Source organism: Candidatus Allofournierella merdipullorum, assembly GCF_048426865.1.
Classification (GTDB): Bacteria; Bacillota; Clostridia; order Oscillospirales; family Ruminococcaceae; genus Allofournierella_A; species Allofournierella_A merdipullorum.
In genome coordinates this window covers 20,976-29,649 of sequence record NZ_DBFNWJ010000011.1, presented here as the reverse complement: position 1 = coordinate 29,649, position 8,674 = coordinate 20,976, and the positions used below count along the sequence as shown (strand labels likewise).

Annotated in this window: 8 protein-coding genes and 1 pseudogene; all 9 read left to right on the top strand. The window is 63.9% G+C overall.

What is annotated here, in order from left to right; genetic code table 11:
• Window positions 1-586, top strand: a pseudogene (locus ACMNAY_RS02320) (primosomal protein N'); the annotation flags it as partial.
• A 33-nt stretch (window positions 587-619) separates the two neighbouring features.
• Window positions 620-1,144 (top strand): peptide deformylase, encoded by a 525-nt coding sequence (def, locus tag ACMNAY_RS02315; RefSeq protein ID WP_418718236.1) that lies wholly within the window; start codon window positions 620-622, stop codon window positions 1,142-1,144.
• On the top strand, window positions 1,144-2,058 hold the full coding sequence (gene fmt / locus ACMNAY_RS02310; RefSeq protein WP_418718235.1) for a methionyl-tRNA formyltransferase: 915 nt from the start codon (window positions 1,144-1,146) through the stop codon (window positions 2,056-2,058). The genes def and fmt overlap by 1 nt, the downstream gene beginning before the upstream one ends.
• 16 nt (window positions 2,059-2,074) lie before the next feature.
• Window positions 2,075-3,379, top strand: coding sequence for a 16S rRNA (cytosine(967)-C(5))-methyltransferase RsmB (gene rsmB, locus ACMNAY_RS02305; protein ID WP_418718234.1), 1,305 nt, complete (start codon window positions 2,075-2,077; stop codon window positions 3,377-3,379).
• Window positions 3,380-3,418: 39 nt separating this feature from the next.
• Window positions 3,419-4,462 carry a 23S rRNA (adenine(2503)-C(2))-methyltransferase RlmN gene (rlmN, locus tag ACMNAY_RS02300; protein ID WP_418718233.1) on the top strand — a complete coding sequence of 348 codons (1,044 nt, stop codon included), beginning with the start codon at window positions 3,419-3,421 and terminating at the stop codon, window positions 4,460-4,462.
• Window positions 4,459-5,199, top strand: coding sequence for a Stp1/IreP family PP2C-type Ser/Thr phosphatase (locus tag ACMNAY_RS02295; protein ID WP_418718232.1), 741 nt, complete (start codon window positions 4,459-4,461; stop codon window positions 5,197-5,199). The genes rlmN and ACMNAY_RS02295 overlap by 4 nt, the downstream gene beginning before the upstream one ends.
• Before the next feature lies 1 nt (window position 5,200).
• Window positions 5,201-7,087 carry a Stk1 family PASTA domain-containing Ser/Thr kinase gene (pknB, locus tag ACMNAY_RS02290; protein WP_418718231.1) on the top strand — a complete coding sequence of 629 codons (1,887 nt, stop codon included), beginning with the start codon at window positions 5,201-5,203 and terminating at the stop codon, window positions 7,085-7,087.
• A 26-nt stretch (window positions 7,088-7,113) separates the two neighbouring features.
• Window positions 7,114-7,989 (top strand): ribosome small subunit-dependent GTPase A, encoded by an 876-nt coding sequence (gene rsgA / locus ACMNAY_RS02285; RefSeq protein WP_394978124.1) that lies wholly within the window; start codon window positions 7,114-7,116, stop codon window positions 7,987-7,989.
• Between the two features lie 62 nt (window positions 7,990-8,051).
• Window positions 8,052-8,672 carry a thiamine diphosphokinase gene (locus tag ACMNAY_RS02280; RefSeq protein WP_418718230.1) on the top strand — a complete coding sequence of 207 codons (621 nt, stop codon included), beginning with the start codon at window positions 8,052-8,054 and terminating at the stop codon, window positions 8,670-8,672.
• The last annotated feature ends 2 nt before the right edge of the window (window positions 8,673-8,674 follow it).

The following is an 8,674-nucleotide window of genomic DNA, read 5'->3' as shown; positions in this document are numbered from 1 at the left end:
GATGGTGGCCAAGGGCCTGGACTTCGAAAAGGTCACCCTGGTGGGGGTGCTGGGGGTGGACAGCCTGCTCTTCTCCCAGGGCTTTCGGGCCTACGAGAACGTGTTCAGTCTGGTCACCCAGGTCATTGGCCGGGGCGGCAGAGCCAGCGAACCGGGTCACGCGGTCATCCAGACGGTGGACCCTCAGAACCCGGTGCTGAACCTTGCGGCTTCGCAAAATTACGAGGCATTCTTCGCCCAGGAAATTGCCTTCCGCAAGATGTGTCTCTACCCGCCCTTCTGCGCTGTGTGCATCGCCGCCTTCAGCGGCGAAAAGGACGGCGAGACCCTGGCGGCAGCCGCCCGCTTCGGCGCGCTGCTCACCCAGCGGGCAAAGCAGCAGCCGAACATGCCGCTGCGGCTGCTCGGCCCCGCGCCCATGAACGTGGTCCTCATCAAGGACCGCTACCGCTACAAACTCACCATCAAATGCCGCAACGACAAGGCCTTCCGGGCGCTGCTTGCGGATGTGATGCAGGACTATTCCGCCGAAGGGCTGCCCGCAAAGGCCGCCGTGACGTTGGATTTCAATTCCGACGGGGATTAAAAGCCCCGCAACGACGAAAAAGGAGTAACGATTATGGCACTTCGCACCATCGTGCAGGACGGCGACCCCATTCTGAAGAAGGTCTGCCGCCCGGTCACCAATTTTGACGACCGTCTGGCCACCCTGCTGGACGACATGCAGGAGACTCTGCTGGACGCCGGCGGCCTGGGCCTGGCCGGCCCCCAGGTGGGCGTGATGCGCCGCCTGTTCATCGCGCTGGACGAGCGGGACCTGCCGGAGGACGGCACCGTGCCCGAGGGGTACGAGCCCAAGTTCATCGAGTGCGTCAACCCCGAAATTCTGGAAGAATCCGAGGACACCGTCACTCTCTATGAGGGCTGCCTGTCCTTCCCGGGCCATAACGGAGCCATCGAGCGCCCCCGCAAGGTGAAGATCCGCGCCCAGGACCGTTTCGGCAACACCTTCGAGATGGAGGGCGAGGAGATGCTGGCCCGGTGCTTCTGCCACGAGACCAACCATCTGGACGGCATCACCATCATGGACCTGGCCGACCATTTCTATGAGGACGACTACCCCGACGAGGCGGAGGAAGACTGATGCGCATTCTTTTCATGGGCACGCCGGACATCGCGGCGGCCAGCCTTGCCGCCATTCTGGAGGCGGGGCATGAGGTCTGCGGCGTGTTCACCCGGCAGGATAAGCCGGTGGGCCGTAAGCAGGTGCTCACCGCGCCCCCGGTGAAGGTACTGGCGGAGAGCAAGGGCATCCCTGTCTACCAGCCCCGCACCCTGCGGGACGAGGCGGTGCAGGCGGACATCCGCGCCCTGGCCCCCGAGCTGATCGTGGTAGTGGCTTACGGGCGCATCCTGCCCCCCGAGGTGCTGGAAGTGCCGCCTCTCGGCTGCATCAACCTGCATGTGTCGCTGCTGCCCAAGTACCGGGGCGCCGCGCCGGTACAGTGGTCGGTCATCAACGGCGACGCCGAGACCGGCGTTTCCATCATGTTCCTGGACGAGGGCCTGGACACCGGCGACATTCTGAACGTGGCCCCGGTGACCATCGGCCCCGAGGAGACCAGCGGCGAACTGTTCGAGCGCATCACCGACCAGGGCGCAAAGACCCTGGTGGAGACCATCGCCGCCATCGGTCGTGGTGAAGTGACCCGCACCCCCCAGGATCACAGCAAAGCCACCCTCGCGCCGCCTCTCACCAAGGAGATGGCCCGCTTTGACTTCACCCGTCCCGCAGCGCAGCTGCATAATCTCGTGCGGGGTATGAACCCCTGGCCGGTGGCCTACTTTGAAGAGGACGGCAAGAAGATAAAAGTCCTCAAGAGCTGCGTGGCCGCCGGCAGCGGCGCGCCGGGTCAGGTTCTGGCCCTGTCGCCCCTGACCATCGCCTGCGGCGAGGGCGCGTTGGAACTGACTGAAGTGGTTCCGGAGGGCAAAAAGCCCATGGCCGGTTCCGCCTGGGCGGCAGGCCGCCGCCTCAAGGTGGGAGACACCCTGTAAGATAGGAGCATTGACCATGAACAACGCCCGCCGCACGGCGGTCCTCGCCCTCGTGAAGCAGGAGCAGAACGGCTATTCCAACCTGGTGCTGGCCGCCGCGCTGGAACGGGAGGCACTCTCGCCCAAAGACAAGGCCTTTGTCAGTGCTTTGTTCTACGGCGTCACCGAGCGGCTGCTCACCCTGGACTGGGCGCTGAGCCGGTGCCTTTCCAAACCTCTGCAAAAGCTGGACGCCCCGGTGCGGGCGGTGCTGCGCTGCGGCCTCTACGAGGCGAAATATATGAATACGCCCGTGCCCGCGGCGGTGAACGAGGCGGTGAGCCTCTGCCGCCAGCTTAAAAAGAGCAGCGCGGCGGGCCTTGTGAACGCGGTGCTGCGCAAAGCCGTGGGGCTGGATGTTTCCAAGACGCAGTTTGCGGGCCGCGCAGAAGAACTCTCGGTGCGGTATTCGGTGGGCTTGCCCATCGTGGAGCTGCTCTTGCAGCAGTACCCCGATAAGGCCGAGCAAATGCTGGCCTCCTTCTTTGAAAAACCGCCGGTCACCCTGCGCTGCAACACCCTGCGCTGCACGCCCCAGGAACTCTGCGCAAAACTGGCGGAAGAGGGCGTAAAAGCCCGCCCGTTGGATGTGCCCGGGGCGGTGGAAGCGGAATTTTCCGGCAGCCCTGCCGCGACCAAAGCCTTCCGGGAGGGACTTTACCATGTGCAGGGCCTGGCCAGCCAGACCGCGGCCCTCTGCTTGGAAGCGCAGCCCGGCGAAAAAGTGCTGGACCTCTGTGCCGCCCCCGGCGGCAAGACCCTGCTGCTGGCTCAGCAGATGGGGGACAAGGGCCGCCTTTTGAGCTTCGACGCGGCGGAAAACCGCCTGCCGCTCATCGAAACGGCGGCGCGCCGCTGCGGCCTTTCCTGCGTTTCGGTGGCAAAGGGGGACGCCTCGGTCTATGACCCGGCGCTGGCCGGAGCCGACCGGGTGCTCTGCGACGTGCCCTGTTCCGGCCTTGGCATCATCGCCAAAAAGCCGGACATCCGCTATAAGTCTCTCGAGGGCAGCGAAGAACTGCATGCTCTCCAGTTGAAAATTCTCACCAACGCAGCCCGTTATGTTAAAAAAGGCGGACGCCTTGTCTACTCCACTTGCACGGTGGACCAGCGGGAAAACAGCCAGGTGGTGCGCACCTTTTTGGAAACAACGCCCCAGTTCCGCCTCCTGCCGCCGCCGGTGGTGCTGGAGGGCGCGCTCATCGAAGACAATATGCAGACCATGCTGCCCGGCTTTGCCGGTTCCGACGGCTTCTTCGTGGCGGTGCTGGAACGGGCGTGAACGCCCCGGGTATGGAAACGAACGAGGGTTTGTGATACAATGAGCAAGAACTGTATATCCTCCTATACGCTCGAGGGGCTGACCGCTCTGATGAAAGAGCTGGGCCAGCCCGCCTTCCGGGCCAAACAGATTTTCCACTGGCTGCATCAGAAGCTGGTCACGGATTTTTCTGCCATGACCGACCAGCCCAAGGCCCTGCTGGCCAAACTGGAAGAAGGATATTACATCGCCGCCCCCGCCATCGTGCGGCGGCAGCAGTCCAAAGACGGCACGGTGAAATACCTCTTTGCCCTGGCCGACGGCAACTGCATCGAGACAGTCATCATGCGCTACCACTATGGCGTCACCGCCTGCGTGTCCACTCAGGTGGGCTGCCGCATGGGCTGCCGCTTCTGCGCCTCCACCCAGGCGGGCCGGGTGCGCAACCTGGAAGCAGGGGAGATCGCGGCGCAAATTTACGCCGCCCAGAAGGACATCGGCGAGCGCATCAGCCACATCGTGCTCATGGGCATCGGCGAGCCGCTGGATAACTTCGACAACGTGATGGATTTCCTCTCCATCATTTCCAGCTCCGACGGGGTGAACATCGGCATGCGCAACATCAGCTTGTCCACCTGCGGCGTTGTGCCCATGATTGATAAGCTGGCGGAGAAAAAACTGCAGCTTACCCTTTCCATCTCGCTGCACGCCCCCAACGACGAGATGCGCAGCAAGATGATGCCGGTGAACGACGCCTACCCGGTGGCTCAGCTCATCGCGGCCTGCCGCCGCTACCAGGAGACCACCGGCCGGCGGGTCAGCTTTGAATATTCCATGGTGCGTGGCGTCAACGACAGCCCCGCCACCGCAAAGGAACTGGCGGCGCTCATCCGGGGCATGGGGGCCCATGTGAACCTTATCCCCATCAACCCGGTGGACGGCAGCCCCTATTCCGCCACCGACGCCGAAAACGTCAAGCGATTCCAATCGCTGCTCACAGACCTTGGGGTGAACGCCACCGTTCGCCGCCGCCTGGGCAGCGACATCAGCGCCGCCTGCGGCCAGCTGCGCCGCGAAGAGGCGGCAAAGGAGGGAAGGAAATGAAACTGGCGGGCAAGACCGACAAGGGAAGCTACCGCTCCGAAAATCAGGATAATTACCGCGCCGCGCGCCTTCCCGACAACACGGTCTGGGCCGTTGTGTGCGACGGCATGGGCGGCGCTGCCGCAGGCCGTCTTGCCAGCCAGATCGCCACCGACGCGCTGGAGGACTGCTTTGCCGAAGGGCTGGCCGACCTGCCCGAGGGCGGCGAGCAGGCCCTTCTGGCCCGGTGCATCACCCAGGCCAACCGGGCGGTCTACGCCGAGTCCCTGAAGGACCCCAGCCACCGGGGCATGGGCACCACCGCAGTGTGCGTGCTGGTGCGCGGCGGCACGGCCCATGTGGCCCATGTGGGCGACTCCCGGGCATACCTCTGCCGCCCGGGGGAACTGGTGCAGCTCACGGTGGACCATACTATGGTGCAGCAGATGGTGGAAAGCGGCCAGCTCACCAGTCAGCAGGCTGCCCACCACCCGCACAAAAATCTCATCACCAAGGCTCTGGGCGTGGAGCCGGAGGTGGAAGGCGACTATACCAGCGCCCCGGTCAAGAAGGGCGACGTGCTGCTTTTGTGCTCCGACGGCCTTTCCGGCGCGGTGCCCGCAGAGCAGCTGCAGGACATTCTGGAGCACACTCCCTTCTTTATCACACCCCGCAAGCTGGTAGAGCGAGCCCTGGCTGCCGGCAGCCAGGACAATGTCACCGCTGTGCTGGTAGGGGTGGAACCCACGGAGGATTGAAATGGACGAACTGATCGGCAAAAAACTGGAGGGCCGCTACCTGCTGGAAAGCCTGGTGGGCGTGGGCGGCATGGCCAACGTCTATAAAGGACGAGACCTCAAGACCGACGCTGTGGTGGCGGTGAAGATCCTGCGGGAAGAGTTCAGCCAGAACACCGAACTGGTGCGGCGCTTCAAGAACGAATCCAAGGCCATCTCCATCCTGGACCATCCTAACATCGTCAAGGTGTTCGACGTCTCGGTCACCGACCGACTCCAGTTCATCGTGATGGAGTACATCGACGGCATCACCCTGAAGGAATACATGAACCGCCGGTGCGGGCCCCTCACCTGGAAAGAGGTGGTCCACTTCTGCCAGCAGGTGCTGGATGCGCTGGACCATGCCCACCAGAAGGGCGTCGTCCATCGAGACATCAAGCCCCAGAACATCATGCTTCTGGCGGACGGCCGGGTCAAGATCATGGACTTCGGCATCGCCCGCTTCTCTCGCGCGGAGTATCAGGACACCAGCGAGAAGGCCATCGGCTCAGTGCACTACATCAGTCCCGAACAGGCCAAGGGCGACGTCACCGACGCAAAGGCGGACATCTACTCCACAGGCGTGATGATGTACGAGATGCTCTCGGGCAAGCTGCCCTTCGAGTCGGACAGCGCGGTGTCCGTGGCCATCAAGCAGATCGCCGACACCGCCGCGCCCCTCAGCGAGGTGGCGCCGGATGTGCCCAAAGCTTTACAGGACATCACCGCCCGGGCCATGGCGAAGGACCCGGCGCGGCGCTATCCCAGCGCCCGGGCCATGCTGAACGATCTGGAGGAGTTCAAAAAGAACCCAAGCATCCGGTTCGAGTACGAATATATGACCGAAGATTCGCCAGCGAGGTATATCGACAAGGTGGTTAAACAGTCTAGCGGCGGCCCCACCGGCCGCAAGCCCGCTCCGCAGGGCAGCCGCAAAGCGGCCCCCGCGCCAGGAAGCAAAAACAGCCAGCACAAACCTCCCCGCAAGCGCAAGGTGGGAGTCCTGCCCATTCTGGCGGGCATGGCCACGGCCTTTGCCCTGGGCAGCGCGATTTTGTGCTATCTCATCTTTGCCAACTCCACCAACCCTCTGTTCAGCAACAAGGCGGACGTGGAACTGCCCGACTTCACCGGCATGCAGTGGGATACAGTGAAAGAGCAGTATTCCGGCCAGCTCACCCTGGTAGCCGAGCAGGAATACAATGACAAGTACGAAGCGGGCACCATCTATTACCAGTCGCCCCGCGGCCCCCGCACGGTCAAGGAAGGCCAGAAGGTCACCGTCAAGGTCAGTCTCGGCACCCTGTATGTGAACGTGCCGGACGTGACCCAGTGGAAGATCGCCGACGCTGAGGCGGAACTGAAAGACCTGGGCCTGCAGGTGCGGCGCATGATCGTGGAGGACGATACTCTCGCCGAGGGCACCGTCATCCGTACCGAGCCCGCGGCGGGCGAGAGCATCGCCAGCGGCCAGACCATTTCGGTCTACGTCAGCCAGAAGAAGATCGAGACCGAGACCACCGTGCCGCCGGTGAAGGGCATCTCTCTGGAGGACGCCCAGAAGGCGCTGACCAACAGCAACCTGGTCACCGGCGTTATCACCGAGGCTTACAGCAACGAGTATGCCGCGGGCGTGGTCATCGACTCCACCCCCACCGAAGGTTCCACCGTCAAGGTCTACTCGCAGGTAGGCCTGGTGGTCTCCAAGGGCCCGGAGCCCACTCCCGAACCCACGCCGGAGCCCACTCCCGCGCCCACTCCGTCCCCGTCGCCCTCTCCGGTGCCGTCTCCCGTGCCGCCGCCGGACCCCACTCCCGTGGTGCCCAGCCCCACGCCGGATACCGGTAACAGCCAGCCGAACGTGACCTGAGCGGGCCCAACAGCAAGAGGAACTTTATGCCAGAAGGATATATCACAAAAGGCATCGGCGGCTTTTACTATGTGAAAGCCGAAGACCGCATTCTGGAATGCAAGGCCAAGGGCATTTTCCGCAAACGCAACCTTACCCCCGTGGCGGGGGACCGGGTGGTGGTGGAAGAGGAGGCGGGCAGCTGGGTCATCGCCAACATCCTGCCCCGCAAGAATGTCTTTATCCGCCCGCCCATCGCCAATCTGGACGTGCTGTTCATTGTGGCCAGCACCACCCAGCCCACCCCCAGCACCCTGGTGCTGGATAAGCTCTCCGCCATCGCGGCGGACAAGGACGCCCAGCCGGTGCTCATCATCACCAAGTCCGACCTGGCGGGAGCGGAAAAGCTGAAAAATGCTTACGCCCTCTCGCCGCTGCCGGTCATCGTGGCGGATCATGTGTCCGGCGAGGGCCTGGATGAGATCCGCGGCTGGATCGAGGGCCGTCTGTGCGCCTTCTGCGGAAACTCCGGCGTGGGCAAGAGCACCCTGCTCAACGCCCTGCTGCCTCAGCTCTCCCGGGAGACCGGCGCCATCAGCCAGAAGCTGGGCCGCGGCCGGCACACCACCCGGGAGGTGGAGATCTTCGAGGCCTTCGGCGGCTTTGTGGCCGACACGCCGGGCTTTGCCAGCCTGGACACCGGCCGCGCCTGCTACATTCCCAAGGAGAACCTGCAGTACGCCTTTCCGGAGTTTGCGCCCCTCATCCCAGAGTGCCGCTTCACCGGCTGCTCTCACCGAAGCGAGACCGGCTGCGCCGTGCGCGCGGCGGTGGAGGATGGCCGGATCAGCCCCACCCGGTATGAGAGCTACCTCGCCATGTACGACGAGGTGAAGGACGTCAAGGACTGGGAAGTGCGCTGAACAGCCAAGCCAAAGCCGGGGCCCAGCCCCGGCTTTTTTTCATAAAAAAGGAGGACATTCCAATGCCGCGCTGTGTCATCATCGGTGCCGGGCCTGTGGAGCAGGAGCAGAAAAAGCTGCTTTTGCCCGGCGACTATGTCATTGCCTGCGACGCGGGCTATCTGAACGCCCGGACGCTGGGCGTCGTGCCCGACTTGATTGTGGGCGATTTTGATTCCGCGCCCCGCCCCGAGGGGGAGAATCTGGTGGTGCTGCCCGCCGAAAAGGACGACACCGACACCCATTATGCTGCCCGCCTCGCGGTGGAAAAAGGCTTTGAGCAGGTCCTCATTCTTGGTGTGCTGGGCGGCGCGCGGCTGGACCACAGCCTTGCCGCCATTGCCGCCGGCCTGTGGCTGGCAAAGCAGGGGCCGGAGGTGACCATTGCCGGCCGGGGCGCGGTGCTGCGCTATGTGCTGCCCGGGCGACCGGTAAAAGTAGAGCACGACCCCCATGCCTATTTCTCCCTCTTCCCGCTGGAAGGAACGGCAGAGGGCGTGGGCATCACCGGGGCAAAATACCCCCTGCAGAACGCGCGCCTTGTGCCGGACGCCACTTTGGGCGCCAGCAATGAGACGATGCCCGGCGGCGCCGAAGTGTGGGTGGAACGCGGCAGTCTGCTGCTGGTCCGCGCCCCGAAATGAGC

Excerpts from the sequence above, each read along its gene's own strand:
- rlmN (WP_418718233.1), top strand. The coding sequence starts at position 3,419 with ATGAGCAAGAACTGTATATCCTCCTATACGCTCGAGGGGCTGACCGCT.
- def (WP_418718236.1), top strand. The coding sequence starts at position 620 with ATGGCACTTCGCACCATCGTGCAGGACGGCGACCCCATTCTGAAGAAG.
- fmt (WP_418718235.1), top strand. The coding sequence starts at position 1,144 with ATGCGCATTCTTTTCATGGGCACGCCGGACATCGCGGCGGCCAGCCTT.
- ACMNAY_RS02295 (WP_418718232.1), top strand. The coding sequence starts at position 4,459 with ATGAAACTGGCGGGCAAGACCGACAAGGGAAGCTACCGCTCCGAAAAT.
- rsmB (WP_418718234.1), top strand. The coding sequence starts at position 2,075 with ATGAACAACGCCCGCCGCACGGCGGTCCTCGCCCTCGTGAAGCAGGAG.
- ACMNAY_RS02280 (WP_418718230.1), top strand. The coding sequence starts at position 8,052 with ATGCCGCGCTGTGTCATCATCGGTGCCGGGCCTGTGGAGCAGGAGCAG.
- pknB (WP_418718231.1), top strand. The coding sequence starts at position 5,201 with ATGGACGAACTGATCGGCAAAAAACTGGAGGGCCGCTACCTGCTGGAA.
- rsgA (WP_394978124.1), top strand. The coding sequence starts at position 7,114 with ATGCCAGAAGGATATATCACAAAAGGCATCGGCGGCTTTTACTATGTG.